At 72.4% G+C, this 15,732-nt stretch carries 17 protein-coding genes and 1 tRNA gene; 5 read left to right on the plus strand and 13 right to left on the minus strand.

Annotation, left to right across the window (positions count from 1 at the left end; all coding sequences use genetic code 11):
• Positions 1–29: 29 nt before the first annotated feature.
• The 4 genes from IEZ20_RS04560 to IEZ20_RS04575 form a co-directional block, all read right to left on the minus strand.
• Positions 30–242 (minus strand): hypothetical protein, encoded by a 213-nt coding sequence (locus IEZ20_RS04560; protein WP_189294797.1) that lies wholly within the window; start codon positions 240–242, stop codon positions 30–32.
• Positions 243–331: 89 nt separating this feature from the next.
• Complete coding sequence (locus tag IEZ20_RS04565; protein ID WP_189294798.1) at positions 332–1,216, minus strand: SDR family oxidoreductase; 885 nt, start codon at positions 1,214–1,216, stop codon at positions 332–334.
• Positions 1,213–2,211: an alpha/beta fold hydrolase gene (locus IEZ20_RS04570; protein ID WP_189294799.1), complete on the minus strand. Its 999-nt coding sequence runs from the start codon at positions 2,209–2,211 to the stop codon at positions 1,213–1,215. Before IEZ20_RS04570 ends, IEZ20_RS04565 begins: the two co-directional genes overlap by 4 nt.
• Entirely contained in the window at positions 2,208–3,716 is a 1,509-nt protein-coding gene (locus IEZ20_RS04575; RefSeq protein ID WP_189294800.1) for a flavin-containing monooxygenase, read from the minus strand. Before IEZ20_RS04575 ends, IEZ20_RS04570 begins: the two co-directional genes overlap by 4 nt.
• Positions 3,717–3,893: 177 nt before the next feature.
• Here IEZ20_RS04575 and IEZ20_RS04580 point away from each other — a divergent pair, with 177 nt between their 5' ends.
• Positions 3,894–4,511 carry a MerR family transcriptional regulator gene (locus tag IEZ20_RS04580; protein ID WP_189295339.1) on the plus strand — a complete coding sequence of 206 codons (618 nt, stop codon included), beginning with the start codon at positions 3,894–3,896 and terminating at the stop codon, positions 4,509–4,511.
• 249 nt (positions 4,512–4,760) lie between these two features.
• On the plus strand, positions 4,761–5,996 hold the full coding sequence (locus IEZ20_RS04585; RefSeq protein WP_189294801.1) for a recombinase family protein: 1,236 nt from the start codon (positions 4,761–4,763) through the stop codon (positions 5,994–5,996).
• A gap of 61 nt (positions 5,997–6,057) precedes the next feature.
• Here IEZ20_RS04585 and IEZ20_RS04590 read toward each other — a convergent pair whose 3' ends face one another.
• On the minus strand, positions 6,058–6,852 hold the full coding sequence (locus IEZ20_RS04590; protein ID WP_189295341.1) for an exodeoxyribonuclease III: 795 nt from the start codon (positions 6,850–6,852) through the stop codon (positions 6,058–6,060).
• 89 nt (positions 6,853–6,941) lie between these two features.
• Here IEZ20_RS04590 and IEZ20_RS04595 point away from each other — a divergent pair, with 89 nt between their 5' ends.
• Both IEZ20_RS04595 and IEZ20_RS04600 read left to right on the plus strand, forming a co-directional pair.
• Positions 6,942–7,418, plus strand: a complete 477-nt coding sequence (locus IEZ20_RS04595; RefSeq protein ID WP_189294802.1) for a GNAT family N-acetyltransferase — start codon at positions 6,942–6,944, stop codon at positions 7,416–7,418.
• A gap of 137 nt (positions 7,419–7,555) precedes the next feature.
• Positions 7,556–8,533 (plus strand): DMT family transporter, encoded by a 978-nt coding sequence (locus tag IEZ20_RS04600; RefSeq protein ID WP_373303893.1) that lies wholly within the window; start codon positions 7,556–7,558, stop codon positions 8,531–8,533.
• Here IEZ20_RS04600 and IEZ20_RS04605 read toward each other — a convergent pair.
• From IEZ20_RS04605 to galU, 8 genes are all read right to left on the minus strand, one after another.
• On the minus strand, positions 8,475–9,377 hold the full coding sequence (locus tag IEZ20_RS04605) for a LysR family transcriptional regulator (RefSeq protein ID WP_189294803.1): 903 nt from the start codon (positions 9,375–9,377) through the stop codon (positions 8,475–8,477). The two genes, IEZ20_RS04600 and IEZ20_RS04605, sit on opposite strands and share 59 nt — an antisense overlap.
• 88 nt (positions 9,378–9,465) lie before the next feature.
• Positions 9,466–9,539: transfer RNA gene (locus IEZ20_RS04610), tRNA-Ala, on the minus strand.
• A 91-nt stretch (positions 9,540–9,630) separates the two neighbouring features.
• Positions 9,631–10,833, minus strand: coding sequence for a divisome protein SepX/GlpR (sepX, locus tag IEZ20_RS04615; protein WP_189294804.1), 1,203 nt, complete (start codon positions 10,831–10,833; stop codon positions 9,631–9,633).
• A 177-nt stretch (positions 10,834–11,010) separates the two neighbouring features.
• The gene (locus IEZ20_RS04620) at positions 11,011–11,625 is read right to left on the minus strand and encodes a GNAT family N-acetyltransferase (RefSeq protein WP_189294805.1); all 615 of its coding nucleotides are present in this window, start codon (positions 11,623–11,625) and stop codon (positions 11,011–11,013) included.
• A gap of 17 nt (positions 11,626–11,642) precedes the next feature.
• On the minus strand, positions 11,643–12,146 hold the full coding sequence (locus tag IEZ20_RS04625; protein ID WP_189294806.1) for a MogA/MoaB family molybdenum cofactor biosynthesis protein: 504 nt from the start codon (positions 12,144–12,146) through the stop codon (positions 11,643–11,645).
• Positions 12,143–12,622: a cyclic pyranopterin monophosphate synthase MoaC gene (gene moaC, locus IEZ20_RS04630; RefSeq protein ID WP_189294807.1), complete on the minus strand. Its 480-nt coding sequence runs from the start codon at positions 12,620–12,622 to the stop codon at positions 12,143–12,145. The genes IEZ20_RS04625 and moaC overlap by 4 nt, the downstream gene beginning before the upstream one ends.
• An 85-nt stretch (positions 12,623–12,707) precedes the next feature.
• On the minus strand, positions 12,708–14,030 hold the full coding sequence (gene glp / locus IEZ20_RS04635) for a molybdotransferase-like divisome protein Glp (RefSeq protein WP_189294808.1): 1,323 nt from the start codon (positions 14,028–14,030) through the stop codon (positions 12,708–12,710).
• Positions 14,027–14,938 carry a UTP--glucose-1-phosphate uridylyltransferase GalU gene (gene galU / locus IEZ20_RS04640; RefSeq protein ID WP_189294809.1) on the minus strand — a complete coding sequence of 304 codons (912 nt, stop codon included), beginning with the start codon at positions 14,936–14,938 and terminating at the stop codon, positions 14,027–14,029. Before galU ends, glp begins: the two co-directional genes overlap by 4 nt.
• A 61-nt stretch (positions 14,939–14,999) precedes the next feature.
• Between galU and IEZ20_RS04645 the strand changes: the two genes are divergently transcribed.
• Positions 15,000–15,653 (plus strand): 5-formyltetrahydrofolate cyclo-ligase, encoded by a 654-nt coding sequence (locus IEZ20_RS04645; RefSeq protein ID WP_229895870.1) that lies wholly within the window; start codon positions 15,000–15,002, stop codon positions 15,651–15,653.
• Positions 15,654–15,732 lie beyond the last annotated feature (79 nt).

A 15,732-nucleotide genomic window follows, 5' to 3' on the forward strand; every position in this document is an offset into this window, starting at 1 on the left:
GGCACCCCACGGCGACCGAAGCTCAGCGACTAGGACTCGTAGTCCTGGCCGAGCCGGTCATGGACCTGCTGCTCCGTTTCCTCGATGTCACGGTGGTTCTGGCCACCGCGCTGCGGCTGCTGGCCCTGCCGGCCGCCCTGCTGACCACGCTGGCCGGCCTTCTCCTTGGCCTGGCCCATCTTCTCCTTGGCCTGGTCCTTGGCCTGGCGCGACTTGTCCTGGAACTGGTCCTTCATACCCATGTGGGTTCACTCCCGTGGTGGGTGGGGTTCAGGCCTCCTCTGTGAGGCCTCGACCAGATTCACACGACCGAACACGCCCTGCATGTCGATCAGTTACGGTGCGTAGCGCGGGCGGCCTCGTCCGCCGCCCCACCTGCGCCGACGAGCCCGGAACGCATTCCCTGCAGGCGCGGCGCGAAGCGCTTCATCTCGCGCTGACCGACCGTCCCGATGAGCGCCGGCAGGTACCCGCGCACGCCCTGCATGCCGCGCAGCCACCACTGCCCGTACACGTGCGCCGAGCGCCGCTCGATCCCGGCGACGAGCCGGTCCACCGCGGGCCCCAGCGGGTACGTCTTGTTCGACGGCCACGGCAGCCGCTGCCGCAGCTCCCGCATGACGTCGTCCTGGTCGGCGCCGCGCACCATGTCGGTGTCGGTCCAGGACAGGTAGCCGACACCGACGCGCACCCCCTGGTAGCCGACCTCGGCGCGCAGACTGTGCGCGTACGCCTCCACGCCCGACTTGGACGCGCAGTACGCCGTCATCATCGGGGCCGGGGTGATCGCGGCGAGCGAGGCGATCTGCAGCAGATAGCCGCGGCTCTCCACCAGCACCGGCAGGAACGCGCGCGCGGTCACCGCCGAACCGATCAGGTTCACCTCGATCACCCGCCGCCAGGCCTGCGGATCGGAGTCGGCGAAGGGCCCGCCGGTCGCCACGCCCGCGTTGGCGACGACGATGTCGACCTTCCCGAACCGCGCCTTCACCTCCTGCGCGACCCGGCTCATCGTCTCGTGGTCGGTGACATCGGCGTACCAGTGGGCGCTGTCGCTGTGCAGCCGCCCGGAGACCTCCTTGAGGGCCTCCTCCTCCAGCCCGACCAGCGCGACCTTCGCCCCGCGCGCGGACAGTTTGCGTGCCAGCAGCTCGCCGACACCGCGGGCCGCTCCGGTGACGACCGCGACCTGTCCTTCGAGGCTGACCCTGCTCATGCGCTCTCCTTGGTCTGCGGGGGAGTCTCCGCCTTCTGCGCGGGAATCTCCGCGGGGATCTCCGCGGCGGCGGAACCGTGCTCGGGGGAGGCCCCCGTGACGTACGTGCCGACGAGTTCGCGGATCCGGCCGGTCACCAGCTCGGGTGCCTCGACCGGAGTCATGTGGCCGATGCCGGGCAGCTCGGTGACGCCGACACAGTGCGGCAGCGCGGCCGCCAGCGCACGGGCGTGCACCGGGGGCGTGAGCCGGTCGTCCGCGCCCTGGACCACCGCGGTGGGCGGGTGCAACTGCCGTACCCCGTCGTCGAGATCGAGCCCGGCGAGGACGGCCGACCAGGCGTACCGCACGGCGCGCGGACAGGCGTGCACGATCCGCGCGCACGCCTCCACGCGGTCCGGGGCGGAACCGGCGCCCATGGTGGCGTACTTCAGGACGCGCATCGCCAGCGGGGTGACCGGACCGAGAGGGGCGCGGGAACCGAGGACGCGCCCGGTGATCCAGGTGCGCACCCGCCCGGCGCGCAACGGCACCACGCGCGCCTCGGCGACCAGCCGCGAACTGCCCGTGCTGCACAGCAGAACCGCGGCGGCGTGGTCCCGGAAGCGGGGGCGGCCGGCCGCGGCCATGACCGTCATGCCGCCCATGGAGTGGCCGACGACGAGCGCCTTCTCCCCGGGCGCGAGGGTCGCCGCGAGCACCGCTTCGAGATCGTCCGCCAGCGCCCGGGTGGTGCACGCGGGGTTCGCGGGGCTGCGCCCGTGCCCCCGCTGGTCGTAGGCGATCACCCGGTGGTCGGCGGCCAGTTCCCGTATCTGGGCCGCCCAGAACGCCGTGGAGCAGGTCCAGCCGTGGGAGAGGACGACCGGGGGCGCGCCCTCGGAGCCGTGCACCTCGACGTGCAGCCGCGCGCCGTCGGCGGAGACGGCGGTGAGGGTGCGGACCGGGACGGGCGGGGCGTAGGGGCCGCTCGTGACGGAGGCGGTGCGGCTCATGCGACGGCCTCGCTCGTCCGCTCGGAGACCGCGGCGGGCCTGCGGATCACCTCGTACTCCGCGAGGTCCACCCGCCGGGTCGCGCGCCGGAACTCGGTGGTCGTACCGGGCCAGATGGTGGTGTTGCGGCCGCTCGCGTCCAGGTACCAGCTGGTGCAGCCACCGGTGTTCCACACCGTCCGCTCCATCCGTTCCTGGACCCGCCGGTTCCAGGCATCGACCGCCGAGGGCCGGGCATCGAGGGCCGCACGGCCTCCGAGGACGTCCAGTTGCCGCAGGTAGTCGGCCATGTAGTTCAGCTGGGACTCGATCATGAGGATCATGGAGGAGTTCCCCAGACCGGTGTTGGGGCCGATGATCGTCATCCAGTTCGGGAACCCGGCCGCCGAGGCGCCGCGCAGCGCCTGCATGCCGTTCTTCCAGGACTCGGCGAGCGTGATGCCCTCCGCGCCGACCACCCGCTCGGCGATGGGCATGTCCGTGACGTGGAAGCCCGTACCGAAGACGATCGCGTCGACCTCGGCCTCGGTGCCGTCGGCGGCCACGACCGTGGACCCGCGGACCTCGCTGAGCCCGCTGGCCACGACGTCCACGTTGGGCTGGGCCAGCGCCGGGTAGTACGTGCTGGACAGCAGGATCCGCTTGCAGCCGATGCGGTAGTCCGGGGTGAGCTTGGCGCGCAGGGCCGGGTCCTTCACGGCACGGGCCATGTTCCGCTTGGCGAGCTGCTCGACGAGGCCGAGTTCGTCCGGTCGCTTGGTGAACGCCTGCACCTGCAGCTCCCGGATGCCCCACAGCAGGCCGCGCCGGGCCTGGGCGGTGACGGGCAGCCGCCGGTGCAGCCACCGCTCGGCGCCGCTGATCGCCCGGTCGACGCGGGGCATCACCCACGGCGGGGTGCGCTGGAAGAGCGTGAGCCGGCCGACCCGGGGCTGGATGGCGGGCACGATCTGGATCGCGGAGGCGCCGGTGCCGACCATGGCGACCCGCTTGCCGCGCAGGTCGTAGTCGTGGTCCCAGCGGGCGGAGTGGAAGACCTTGCCGGGGAAGGAGTCCAGGCCCGGGATCGCGGGGATCTTCGGGTCGGACAGCGGCCCGGTGGCGGAGACCACGACGTCGGCGGTCAGCGCGCCGCGGGTGGTCTCGATGTTCCACCGCAGCTTGTCGTTGTCCCAGGTCATGAGCTTGACCTCGGAGTCGAGACGCAGGTGGGGGCGCAGTCCGAAGAGGTCGGTGACGTGCTCCAGGTAGGCCCGGATGTGGCGCTGCCCGGAGAAGGTGCGCGGCCAGTCGGGGTTGGGCGCGAAGGAGAAGGAGTACAGGTGCGAGGGCACGTCGCAGGCGCACCCGGGGTAGCTGTTGTCCCGCCAGGTGCCGCCGACGCTGTCGGCGCGCTCCAGGACGACGAAGTCGGTGACTCCCTCGCGGCGCAGCCGGACGGCGGCCCCCAGACCGCCGAACCCGGACCCGATCACCGCCACCCGTACATGCTCGTGCTCGGCCATCCCGAAGCCTCCACGCATCACCTAGGACTCTGCCAGTGATTACTGGCGCAATGGGACTGTAGAGCAGTCGCGTACCGAGCGGTAGGGGGCGGAAGAGGGAAAGTTACCCCCGGTACGCCATAGGCTGCGGGAGTGGCAGAGGACGCAGAACACCCCGGAACCAGGCGTGAGTACCGCATGGAGGAGCTGGCCCGGCTGGCCGGCATCACCGTGCGCACCCTGCGCTTCTACCGCGAACGCAAGCTGATACCACCGCCGCGCCGCGAGGGCCGTATCGCCTGGTACGACGACCACCACCTGGCCCGGCTGCGCACCATCGCCACCCTGCTGGAGCGCGGCCACACCCTGAACGGCATCGCGGAACTCGCCGACGCCCTCGACCAGGGCCGCGATGTCGCCGACCTGCTCGGCGTCGGCACCCCCACCGAGGAGGAGCCGGTCCGCCTCACCCCGGAGGAACTCGCCGCCCGCTTCGAGGGCGAGGTCACCCCGGAGAACCTCGCCGCCGCCATGGAACTGGGCTACCTCGGCACCGACGGCGACACGATCGTCCACATCAGCCGGCGGCTGCTGGACGTCTCCTCCGCGCTGGTCCGCGAGGGCATCCCGCTCGCCGAGGTCCTGTCGGCCGGCGCCCGCGTCCGCGAACACGCCGACGCCCTGGCCGAACTCTTCGCCGACCTCGTCCTGCGCCACGCCCCCGAGGAGGACCTGCAACGGCTGCGCCCGCTGGCCCGCAGCGTCGTGGAGGCGGAACTCTCACTGGCACTGGACCGCCGGCTGAACAAAGGCTGAGGGCCTGCCCGTTCACTCCATCGGGGTAGCTTTCCGGCAAGCGGGTACGCACGTCGACCCGACCTCCGACAGTGAGATCGAAAAGGCCCCGGCGGCTGTGCCACCAGCCCCGGGGTACGGCCGACCCTGTCCAGGAGTGTCGACATGCCCCACCATAGCCAGCCCTCGGCTTTGCCCACCGGCACCGAGCCGCTCTCCGCCAGGCACCCCCGGGCGGTGGCAGCGGTGCGTCTGAGTTGCCTGACCAGCGTGACGACGTCGCCGGATCGCCAGCGTTCCGCCGTCCAGCGCTGCGTGGACCACCTAGGCCTCCAGCTGGTCGCCGAAGCCTGGGACCTTGGCGTCTCGGCCCGTGCGACGTCTCCGTTCGAGAGGCCGGCGCTCTCTTCCTGGCTTCAGCGGCCCTACGCGTACGAGGCCGTCGTCTGGTCGCACGTGGACCGTGCCGTGCGCTCCGTGGAGCACATGACCGAGTTGATCGACTGGTCCCGCCGACACGGCCGGACCCTCGCCTTCGGCATGCCCGAGGACGACGTCCCTCTCGTGGTGACGCCGCTGGCAGGCGACTCCGTCATCCGGCGCTGCATGGAACTGGCCCGGGACGCCCAACGTGAGGTTGAGACCATCTCCGCACGCCTCACCAGTTGTCACGCCACCCTGCGTGAGGCGGGCCGCTACGCCGGCGGACTGGTGCCGTTCGGCTACCGGAAGGCACCCCATCCCTCGGGCAGCGGATGGGGTCTGGCCCTCGATCCCGAGACCGCCCCCCTCGTACGGTCGCTGGTGAGCGAGGTGCGAGCCGGGCGCTCGCTGACCGCCCTCGCACGCGAACTCAACGATCAGGGCGTGCCGGTCCCACGAGACCGCCATGCCCAGCTCCAGGGGCGCCGAACGGGCGGCCGCCGCCACGGACGCGACTTCGACCGCTTCCGGTGGACGTCCGGCACTCTGTCGAAGGTGCTGCGCAGCCCGTCGCTCAAGGGCCACCGTACGCATGGCGGGCAGACGGTCCGCGACGCATCGGGCGCCCCCGTGCTGATCGGGCAGCCCCTGCTGTCCGAGGCCGAGTTCGACGCTCTGCAAGCCGCCCTTCAGGCCCGGTCGAACGGCACCCGCCGCCCACGGCGCCCGACATCCGCACTGCTCATCGGTGTCGTGCACTGCCGGGGATGCAGCGGGCGCATGTACTTCGCCGCGCGCAAGGACTGTCCGTACGGCGACTACGTCTGCCGAGCGACCGCCCGCGGTGACGTGTGCCCGGCACCGGCCGGTGTGCGCTCCGACTGGCTCGAGCAGTACACGCTCGACTGCTACCGCCGAGCGACAGGCAAGGAGGCCCCTGCGACCCGCGAGGACCTCCTCCGCGACGGCGTCCGCGTCACCGTCGCCAAGGGCCGACGCGGCGGCGGAGCCGAACGGAACAGGGGACCGGAGACATCACGCCTGACCTTCACCATCGAGGGCCCGGCCCCGCAGATGGACTGAGAAGACCGCCGTGGACCGCACGGGGGCCACGCCTGCGGGCGGGCCTCGCGTGCGGTCGGCCTCACATCTCGAAGACCACCGTCACCGGCGCGTGGTCCGACCAGCGCTCCTCGTGGCTGGCCGCCCGCTCCACCACCGCCTTGACCGCACGCCGGGCGAGCCCCGGCGTCGCCACAGCAAGATCGATGCGCCAACCGGAATCGTTGTCGAAAGCCCGCCCCCGGTACGACCACCAGGTGTACGGCCCCTCGGCCTCCGGGTGCAGGGCGCGGACCACGTCGACGTACCCGCCCTCGCCGGCCGCGAAGACCCGGCCGAGCCAGTCCCGCTCCTCCGGCAGGAAGCCGGAGTTCTTGGTGTTGCCGCGCCAGTTCTTCAGGTCGGCCTGCTGGTGGGCGATGTTCCAGTCGCCGCAGACGAGGACCTCGCGCCCGTCGGCGGCGGCCCGCTCGCGCAGCTCCTTCAGATAAGCGAGGAACTCGCCCATGAAGCGGATCTTCTCGTCCTGCCGTTCGGTGCCGACCTCGCCGGAGGGGAGATAGAGGGAGGCCACGGTGACACCGGGCAGCTCGGCCTCGACGTACCGCCCGCTGCCGTCGAACTCGGCGGAGCCGAAGCCGACCCGGACCCGGTCGGGCTCGCGGCGCGTGTAGAGGGAGACGCCCGCGCGGCCCTTGGCGGCGGCCGGGGCGTGCACCACGTGCCAGCCGTCGGGCTGCCGGACCTCCTCGGGCAGCTGGTGCGGCTCGGCGCGCACCTCCTGCAGGCAGACCACGTCCGCCTCGGTCCCGGCGAGCCACTCCACGAAGCCCTTCTTCGCGGCGGCCCGCAGTCCGTTCACGTTCACCGAGGTCACAGTCAGCACCAGGGCACGATACCGGCACACTGGTCGGGGTCCGCAAAATCACGGACCCCCACCGCCTGCATAGAAGTACGATACCCAGCATGAATATTCGCCGTGTTCGCTTCGACCACCCCGACGCCGTGAAGCTCAACGACGAGGTCCAGGCCGAGTACCACCTGCGCTACGGCGACGGGGGCGACGCCACGGCCCTGGACGCCGCGGACTTCGACCCGCCCCGCGGCGCGTACCTGATCGCGTACGACGAGTACGACCGCCCGGTGGCCACCGGCGGCTGGCGCAGCCAGGACCGCAACGAGGAGGGCAACGAGGACGGCGACGCCGAGCTGAAGCGGATGTTCGTCATCGAGGAGATGCGCGGACGGGGCCTGGCCCGCCGGATCCTCGCGGCCCTGGAGGAGGACGCCCGCATGGCCGGCCGGATCCGCATGGTCCTGGAGACCGGCACCAAGCAGCCGGAGGCCATAGCCCTGTACACCTCCAGCGGCTACGAGCCGTGCACCAAGTTCGGCTACTACCGCCACCACGAGGAGAGCCTCTGCTACGCCAAGCGGCTCTGAGCGGACGCGGGTCATCGGCGGAGCCGATGGGGGCATCGGTTTCCCTGCCCAGCGGGCCGTGGACCCGGCCCGGTGCCCGGTCATAGCTTCTTGCGGTGTCGGCCGCGCACGACGGCCGGCGACCTCAGGAGGGTGGCATGAGCGGCAGGGGCGGGACCGGGGACGGCACGAGCGCACCGAGCGCGTCCGCGCGCCGGGAGACACGCGGGGCGGTCGAGCTGACGGCGGCGATGCTGCTGTCCGGCACCATCGGCGTCTTCGTGGTCGAGTCCGGCGCCTCGCCGTTCACCGTGGTCTTCTACCGGTGCGTGTTCGGCGCGCTGTTCCTCGGCCTGTACTGCCTGGCCCGCGGTTTCTTCCGCGACCACGGCTTCACCCCGAAGAAGCTCGCCCTCGCCGCGCTCGGCGGGGTGTTCATCGTCTTCAACTGGGCGTTCCTCTTCGAGGCGTACGGCAGGACGTCCATCTCGGTGGCCACCGTGGTCTACCACACCCAGCCGTTCTTCGTGGTCCTGCTCGGCGCCCTGTTCTTCAGGGAGCGGATCACCCGGCAGAAGGCCGGCTGGCTGCTCGTCGCCTTCCTCGGCCTCGTCCTGGTCGCCGGTGTCTCCGCCTCCGACCTCTCCGGTGACGGCGCCTACCTGGTGGGCCTCGGATACGCGCTGCTGGCCGCCCTGTTCTACGGCCTGTCCACGATCATCACCAAGCGTGTGACCGGCGTCCGGCCCCATCTGGTCGCCCTGGTGCAGGTGCTGCTCGGCATCCCGCTGCTGCTGCCCTTCACCCGGCTCGGCGAGAGCGCCCACCTCGGCACCGGCTGGGCCTGGCTCGCGGGCCTCGGCTTCCTGCACACCGGCGTCATGTACGTCCTGATGTACTCCGCGTACCAGAAGCTTCCCACCGCGAAGATCGCCGTCCTGGCCTTCGTCTACCCGGCCGCCGCCCTGCTGAGCGACTGGGCCGTCTACGGCCACCACGTCACCTGGGTCCAGGCCCTGGGCATCCCGCTGATCGTGGCCGCGTCCCTCGGCACCAACCTGGGCCGGCGCCCCCGGCTCAGGCGGGCGCGCCCTGCGGTGCGTCCTGGCGCATCAGCCGCGTCGCCTGGTCGATGAACAGCTGCGACTCCCGCGACAGCCGCCGCCCGCCGCGCCACGCGAGCTGCGTGTACACGGAGAACGGCGCCTCCCACGGCAGCGCCGCCATCTCGCCCTTCTCCAGTTCGGCGGCGACGGTGACCGCGGGAAGCAGCGAGATCCCCAGCCCGGAGGCGACGCCCTTCTTGATCGCCTCGATCGTTCCGAACTCCAGGAACGGCGCGCTCGTCACGCCCCGCAGCTCCGCCTCGAACAGGTCGCGGTAGGCGCATCCGGCCTCTGTGCCCAGCACGGACACCGACCGCAGGTCGGTTCGGGACAGCTCGCCGCGCCGCGCCAGCGGATGGCCGGGGGCCGCGACGAGGACGAGGGGCTCCTCGGCCAGCACCACCGACTCCAGCCCCGGATGCCGCGTCTCCTGCTCCAGCAGGAACCCGATGTCGAAGGTGCCCTGGCGCAGCGCGTGCCGGGTGTCGGCGCACAGGCTCGGCCGCAGCGAGAGCTGCACCTTCGGGTAGCGGTGGTGGAAGAACTCCAGCAGCGGCGGCATGCGGTAGGAGGTGATGCTCTCCATGGTGCCGATCACCAGGGTCCCCGAGGGGCCGTCCCCGCCCGCCACGTCCGCGCGTGCCGCCTCGACCAGTTCCAGGATCTGCTCGGCGTACTCCAGCAGTTTCTCCCCGGCGGGAGTCAGCCGGATCCGCCCGCCGAGCCGGTCGAACAGCTCCACGCCCAGCGAGGTCTCCAGCGCGCGGACCTGGCTCGTCACACTCGACTGCGCGTAGCTGAGTTCCTCGGCGGCGCGCGTGAAGCTCAGCAGCGCCGCGACCTTCCGGAACGTCACCAGGTGGCGTATCTCCACGGTTGTCCCCCTTCAGTGCCCCGGATCCGTCCCGGAAACGACGAAGATCCCGATCGGTCATGATGACCGACGGGATCTCGTCGTGCAGTGGACCTGAGGGGATTTGAACCCCTGGCCCCCTCGATGCGAACGAGGTGCGCTACCGGACTGCGCCACAGGCCCTTGCAACGAGTGAAACTTTAGCATCCCGATCGGGGTGCTTGGAAATCCGCTCCCTGACTGGTCAGGGCGGGGATCCAGGAAGTGACCCAGGTCACTCGTTGGCGGCCCGCGGGCGGTCGCCGTCCTCGTACTGGTCGAAGAGGGGGGTGTGTCCGCGTTCCCGCGAGCGGCGGGCCGAGGCGGCACGGCGGGCGTCGCCGTGTCCGCCCGCGGGCTTCTCCCCGGCCGCGGGCGCCGCCGCCCCGGCCTCGGCCTGTGGTGCCTCCTCCTGCTCCGGGGCGACCGTGCTGGAGCGCGCCGAACTCCAGGTGTCGGGCGCGCCCAGATCGACGTCGGAGGTGGCGCGCGGGGCGACCGGCGCGGTGACGTACGTCGGCAGGGGCACCGGGACCGGGTCCCAGCTGTCCCCGTGGCCGGGCCGGCGCTGCCGCTCGCGCTGCTGGTCGACCCACTCGGCGTGGTCGGTCTGCTCGACGAGGGCGCGCCGGTCGGCGGCGAGCGCGGACAGGCCGGTGTCGGTGCCGCCGGCCGGGGCCTCTTCCTCCGTCGCCTCGGCGCCGGGGCCCGCGTCGAGCGGCGCGCGGCGGTGCGGCTGGCGCTCGCGCAGCCGCTGGGCCGCGGCCTCGGCCTGCCGGCGGTCCATCTGGTAGGCGAAGCGGCGGCGCTCCTGCGTCCGCAGGTAGGCGATGTACCCGCTCAGCAGGACGGCGGGCACACCGGGCGCCCAGAGGAAGGCGAGTCCGCCGACGGCGGCCACGATCGCGCCGAGGGTGAAGACGAGGAAGAGCATGACGGTGGTGCGCCGGCGCCGGGCGAGCACCTTCGAGCGCCGGGCGCGCGCCGCGGCCGTCTGCGCCGCGGCGGCCTGAGCCGCGGAGGCCTGAGCCGCGGAGGCCTGGGCCGAGGGCGCGTGCTTCTGCGCCGGGAGGGACGCGGGGGTGGACCTGGGCGCCGGCTCGGGGGCCGGGTCGGTGCCGCCGGGTGCCTCGGGCTCGGCCTCCGGCACCGCCTGACGGCGGGTCGGGGGCAGGGCGAAGGCCCGGACGTCCACCGAGTCGGTGACGGCGTCCGGATCGACGGCGTCCGGCTCCCCCTCCTGGGCGGAGCGCGCCTTCAGGTCCCTGGCGTACCGGCGCTCCATACCCGCCCGTCCGGACAGCAGCCGGATGGCGGTGCTGAAGCGTTCCGTCGGACGGGCCTCGTTCAGCTCGTCCTGCCTACGGAGCCACATCGGCACCAAGTAGGCGGCCCAGGCCCCGACAATGACTGCGTAGATGAGGCCGCTGCTGCTCACGCTCACACGGTAGAGGGGTTTGCGCGAGGCCATCCGCCAATTGGGCCGGTGTGTCGCACGATCTGGCTGATATTTCCAGCATTTTTTGCGACCGATGCGGTCACAGGGTCGCCGGAGTAGCGAATTTCAGCGGGCCGAGACGGTCAACAGCCGATCAATTTCGAACACATTTTCAATTTACGGACTCTCGGTGCGCTGGGCGCCCTGAGAGCGGGCCCGCTTCCACCGCGCGAGCAGCCCGTCGGGCACCTCTTCCGCGGTGAGCGCGAAGACCAGATGGTCCCGCCAGGCGCCGTCGATGTGCAGATAACGCGGCCGGAGCCCCTCCTCGCGGAATCCGAGTTTCTCCACCACCCGCCGGCTCGGACGGTTCTCGGGGCGAATGCAGACCTCGATCCGGTGCAGACCGACGGTACGGAAACAGTGGTCCACCGCGAGCGCCACGGCCGTCGGCATCACCCCGCGTCCGGCCACCGCCTCGTCCACCCAGTAGCCCACGTGCCCCGAGCACATCGACCCCCAGGTGATCCCGGCGACCGTCAACTGCCCGACCAGCCGCCCCTCGTACTCGATGACGAACGGCAGCATCCGGCCCGCCCCGGCCTCCGAGCGCAGGTGCCGGACCATCTGGCGGTAGGTCGGCCGGTGCGCGATCGGCCCGCTCGGCGTGGGCGGCGGGATCGTCGCCTCCCAGGGGCGCAGCCACTCGCGGTTGCGCCGGTTCACCTCGCGCCAGGCCCGCTGGTCGCGCAGCTTTATCGGCCGGAGGACGACATCGCCGTCCGCCAGCACGGCGGGCCAAGGGCTGTTCAGCTCGCACCCCCACTGCTTGCGGGTCTGGGGTGGTCACCGCCGCGGATCTGGTCGACGGCGTGGGCCAGCAGGGGCTCCAGTACGGCGATCCCGTCGCGGACGCCGCCGGTCGAACCGGGCAGGTTGACGATCAGCGTCCGCCCGGCGACCCCGGCCAGGCCCCGGGACAGGGCCGCGGTCGGGACCTTGTCCCACCCGTGGGCGCGGATGGCCTCCGCGATGCCCGGCACCTCGTGGTCGATGACCGCGCGGGTCGCCTCGGGGGTGCGGTCGGTGGGCGACAGGCCGGTGCCGCCGGTGGTGACGACGACGTCGTACCCGGAGGCGACGCCCGCGCGCAGGGCCGCTTCGACGGGAGCGCCGTCGGGGACCACCCGGGGGCCGTCCACGTCGAATCCCAGGCCCCTGAGGCCGTCGGCGACCAGCGGGCCGCCCCTGTCCTCGTAGACCCCGGCGGCGGCTCTGTTGGAGGCGGTGATCACCAAGGCGCGGTAGCTCATGCCCGGCTCCAGTCGCCCGACTTGCCGCCCGTCTTCTCCTCCACCCGTACGTCCGTGATGACCGCTCCCTTGTCGACCGCCTTGACCATGTCGATCACGGTGAGCGCGGCGACCGTCACCGCGGTGAGGGCCTCCATCTCGACGCCCGTGCGGTCCGTCGTCTTCACGGTGGCCCGGATCTCCACGGCGTCGTCCGCGACCGACAGATCCAGTGTCACACCGGACACCGACAACGGGTGGCACAGCGGGATCAGGTCCGGGGTGCGCTTGGCCCCCATGATCCCGGCGATGCGCGCGGTGGCGAGGGCGTCCCCCTTGGGCACCCCCTCGCCGCGCAGCAGCTCGACCACACGGGGGGACACGAGGACCCGGCCGCTGGCACGGGCGGTGCGCGCGGTCACGTCCTTTCCGGATACGTCGACCATGCGGGCCGCGCCCGCGTCGTCGATGTGGGTCAGTCGGTCCTGCGAAGTCATGGTGTGCTGCGCTCCCGGTCCGGGCCCGTCGCAGTGCGGTGCACGGGCCTGCTGTCCGCGACACCGTACCGCCAACCAGGAGGGCTCAGCCGAGCAGGACCACCTCGACCTCGGTGCCGGGCTCGGCGGACTCCACGTCCTCGGGCAGGACGATCAGCGCGTCGGCGTGCGCCAGCGCCGCGATCAGGTGGGAGCCGGAGCCGCCCACGGGGGTCACCTCGCCGTCGGCGTACGCCCCGCGCAGGAACTGCCGGCGGCCCTTGGGTGAACGCAGCGCCCGCTCCGCCTTCAGGGTGGCCCGGGCGCGGGGCCGGTGGACGTCCTCCAGGCCCATCAGGGTGCGGATGGCGGGGCGGACGAACAGCTCGAAGGAGACGTACGACGACACCGGGTTGCCGGGCAGCGCCAGCAGCGGTGTGTGGTCGGGGCCGATGGAACCGAACCCCTGCGGCTTGCCGGGCTGCATGGCGAGCCTGCGGAACTCCACGCCGCTGCCCGCCTCCTCCGCGTCCCCGGCGTACGACAGCGCCTCCTTGACGACGTCGTACGCCCCGACGCTCACCCCGCCCGTGGTCACCAGCAGGTCCGCGCGGATGAGCTGGTCCTCGATGGTGGAGCGGAGGGTCTCGGCGTCGTCGGCGACGGCGCCCACCCGGTAGGCGATGGCGCCCGCGTCCCGCGCGGCGGCGGTCAGGGCGAAGCTGTTGGAGTCGTAGATCCGGCCGGTGGCCAGCTGCTCGCCGGGCTGGACGAGTTCGCTGCCGGTGGACAGCACGACCACGCGCGGGCGCGGGCGCACCCGGACCGTGCCGCGGCCGATCGCGGCCAGCAGCGCGATCTGCGGCGGGCCGAGGACCGTGCCGGCCTCCAGGGCGAGGTCTCCCGCCTTCACGTCGCTGCCCTTGGCCCGCACGTGCGCGCGTGCCTCGGCGGGCCGGTACACGTGCACCTGCCCCTCGGCGCCCTCCGGGGCCAGGCTGCGCGCCCGCATGCCGCTCACCGGGCCCTCGCCGAGCCCGCCGTCGGTCCACTCGACGGGGACGACGGCCTCGGCGCCGGGCGGCAGCGGCGCGCCCGTCATGATGCGCGCGGCCTGCCCGGGGCCGACCCGGACCGGGTCGGACGCGCCGGCCGCGACGTCCCCGACGACCTCCAGGACGGCCGGGAACTCCTCCCCGGCGCCCGCCACGTCCGCGACCCGCACCGCGTACCCGTCCATGGAGCTGTTGTCGAACGGGGGCAGGGGCACCGGCACCGTGACGTCCTCGACCAGGACGCAGCCCTGGGCGTCGAGCAGTTGCAGCTCGATGGGTTCGAGGGGGCGGACGGTCGAGAGGATGTCCTCCAGGTGCTCGTCCACCGACCACAGGTCGTCCGGGCCGGCGGGGCGGGTCGCGGCGCTGCTCAAGACTGCTGCATCTCCTCGGCTACGTAACTGCGAAGCCAGGTCCGGAAGTCCGGGCCCAGGTCCTCACGTTCGCACGCGAGTCTGACAATGGCACGCAGGTAGTCGCTGCGGTCCCCGGTGTCGTAGCGGCGGCCCTGGAAGACGACGCCGTGCACGGGGCCGCCGACCTTCTCGTCCTGCGCGAGCTGCTGGAGGGCGTCGGTGAGCTGGATCTCGCCGCCCCGGCCCGGCTCCGTCTTGCGCAGTATGTCGAAGATGTGCGGGTCGAGGACGTAGCGGCCGATGATCGCGTAGTTCGACGGGGCGTCCGCCGGGTCGGGCTTCTCGACCAGTCCGGTCACCTTCACGACGTCGCCGTCGGCGGTGGCCTCCACGGCCGCGCAGCCGTAGAGGTGGATCTGCTCGGGCGCGACCTCCATGAGGGCGATCACGCTGCCGCCGTGCCGCTCCTGGACGTCGATCATGCGGCGCAGCAGCGGATCCCGCGGGTCGATCAGGTCGTCACCGAGGAGGACGGCGAAGGGCTCGTGGCCGACGTGCGGGGCGGCGCACAGCACGGCGTGGCCGAGGCCCCTGGGGTCGCCCTGGCGCACGTAGTGCATGGTGGCCAGGTCGCTGGACTCCTGCACCTTGGCGAGCCGCTCGGCGTCGCCCTTCTTCTCCAGCGCCGATTCCAGCTCGTAGTTGCGGTCGAAGTGGTCCTCGAGGGGGCGCTTGTTGCGCCCGGTCACCATGAGGACGTCGTCGAGCCCCGCCGACACGGCCTCCTCGACCACGTACTGGATCGCCGGCTTGTCTACGACCGGCAGCATCTCCTTGGGAGTGGCTTTGGTGGCCGGCAGGAACCGGGTGCCGAGGCCTGCTGCGGGGATGACAGCCTTGCTGATCCTGGGGTGGGACTGAGTCATGCCCGCCAGCCTATCCGGTGCCTTTGTTGGGAATCTGTGGCTCCGGTTGCTTGACCCTCATATGACCTGCATTAAGAAGGGCGCGAGACGACCAGTGGAACGCGACGGACGTACGGCCGAGCCTGACAAGCGCGGGTTGCGGCGGGAGTTCCTCTCGGTGAGGAACAGGTTGACGGCGGATGACGTGCGGGAGGCGGGCCGTGCGCTGGCGGAGCGCGCCCTGGAGCTGCCCGAGCTGGTGCGCGGTGGCACGGTGGCGGCGTACGTCTCCGTGGGGAGCGAGCCCGGCACGCTCGCGCTGCTCGACGCGCTGCGCGCGCGGGGCGTGCGCGTCCTGCTCCCCGCGCTGCTGCCCGACAACGACCTCGACTGGGGCGAGTACACCGGCCCCGGCTCCCTGGCGCGCGTCCAACATGGCGGAAAAATGGCGCTCTTCGAGCCCTCCGGAACGCGGCTCGGCCCGGACGCCGTGACGGCCGCGGACGTCGTCCTGCTGCCCGGGCTCGCGGTGGACGCGCGCGGGATGCGGCTGGGGCGGGGCGGAGGGTCGTACGACCGCGTGCTCGCCCGGCTGGAGCGGGCGGGCGCACATCCCCGGCTGGTGGTGCTGCTGTACGACACGGAGGTCGTCGCGCGCGTCCCGGCGGAGGCGCACGACAAGCCGGTGCACGCGGTGGTGACGCCGTCGGGGGTGCGCCGCTTCCCGGGCCCCTGACCGGGGCCCGCCCCGCCCCGCGTGCGCGGCACGTCCGCTCGCGCGCAGCGGAACGGCCCTCCACGCGCGCGTGGAGGGC

Origin of the sequence: Streptomyces cinerochromogenes, assembly GCF_014648635.1 — a bacterium.
In the GTDB taxonomy this organism is placed as follows: domain Bacteria; phylum Actinomycetota; class Actinomycetes; order Streptomycetales; family Streptomycetaceae; genus Streptomyces; species Streptomyces cinerochromogenes.

What these genes read in the sequence shown, in the direction of transcription:
- IEZ20_RS04560 (WP_189294797.1), bottom strand. Translation starts at nt 242, where the DNA reads ATGGGTATGAAGGACCAGTTCCAGGACAAGTCGCGCCAGGCCAAGGAC.
- IEZ20_RS04565 (WP_189294798.1), bottom strand. Translation starts at nt 1,216, where the DNA reads ATGAGCAGGGTCAGCCTCGAAGGACAGGTCGCGGTCGTCACCGGAGCG.
- IEZ20_RS04570 (WP_189294799.1), bottom strand. Translation starts at nt 2,211, where the DNA reads ATGAGCCGCACCGCCTCCGTCACGAGCGGCCCCTACGCCCCGCCCGTC.
- IEZ20_RS04575 (WP_189294800.1), bottom strand. Translation starts at nt 3,716, where the DNA reads ATGGCCGAGCACGAGCATGTACGGGTGGCGGTGATCGGGTCCGGGTTC.
- IEZ20_RS04580 (WP_189295339.1), top strand. Translation starts at nt 3,894, where the DNA reads ATGGAGGAGCTGGCCCGGCTGGCCGGCATCACCGTGCGCACCCTGCGC.
- IEZ20_RS04595 (WP_189294802.1), top strand. Translation starts at nt 6,942, where the DNA reads ATGAATATTCGCCGTGTTCGCTTCGACCACCCCGACGCCGTGAAGCTC.
- IEZ20_RS04600 (WP_373303893.1), top strand. Translation starts at nt 7,556, where the DNA reads ATGAGCGGCAGGGGCGGGACCGGGGACGGCACGAGCGCACCGAGCGCG.
- IEZ20_RS04625 (WP_189294806.1), bottom strand. Translation starts at nt 12,146, where the DNA reads ATGAGCTACCGCGCCTTGGTGATCACCGCCTCCAACAGAGCCGCCGCC.
- moaC (WP_189294807.1), bottom strand. Translation starts at nt 12,622, where the DNA reads ATGACTTCGCAGGACCGACTGACCCACATCGACGACGCGGGCGCGGCC.
- galU (WP_189294809.1), bottom strand. Translation starts at nt 14,938, where the DNA reads ATGACTCAGTCCCACCCCAGGATCAGCAAGGCTGTCATCCCCGCAGCA.
- IEZ20_RS04645 (WP_229895870.1), top strand. Translation starts at nt 15,000, where the DNA reads ATGACCTGCATTAAGAAGGGCGCGAGACGACCAGTGGAACGCGACGGA.